We start from the raw sequence: 354 nt of genomic DNA, 5'->3' as shown, positions 1-354 counted from the left end.
TACCAAAGATATTCTTTTTTCTGAAATCAACCGCATGGATCTTGAACGCGACAACTTCTCCAAACGTCCAGGCCTTGATTTCTCCAGAAACCGTAAACTTGGTTTTAAGGATCTCATCCGGTTCCAAATTTCTATGCAGAGCGGCTCTGTAAACCATGAACTGATGAAATATTTCTGCTATCATAAGGACACTCCAACCCTATCCGCTTTCTATCAACAACGGCGCAAACTTTCCGATGATGTGTTTCAGACCTTGTTTTATCGCTTTAATTCTCATTACCCACCCATCTGCTACAAAAATAAATTCCTGCTTCTTGCCTGTGATGGCTCCTCTTTTTCTTTTACCAGAAACCC

General features: G+C 41.2%; 1 protein-coding gene. It reads right to left on the bottom strand.

Going from position 1 to position 354, the window contains the following annotated elements:
* The coding region (locus KTH90_RS24755; RefSeq protein ID WP_238727628.1) for a hypothetical protein at window positions 1–184 on the bottom strand (184 nt) is incomplete at its 3' end.
* Window positions 185–354: the final 170 nt, after the last annotated feature.

The sequence above is a fragment of the Diplocloster modestus genome, assembly GCF_019042245.1.
GTDB classification, from domain to species: domain Bacteria; phylum Bacillota; class Clostridia; order Lachnospirales; family Lachnospiraceae; genus Diplocloster; species Diplocloster modestus.
Note: the sequence above shows the minus strand (reverse complement) of the source record. Positions and strands in the feature narration are given on the sequence as shown.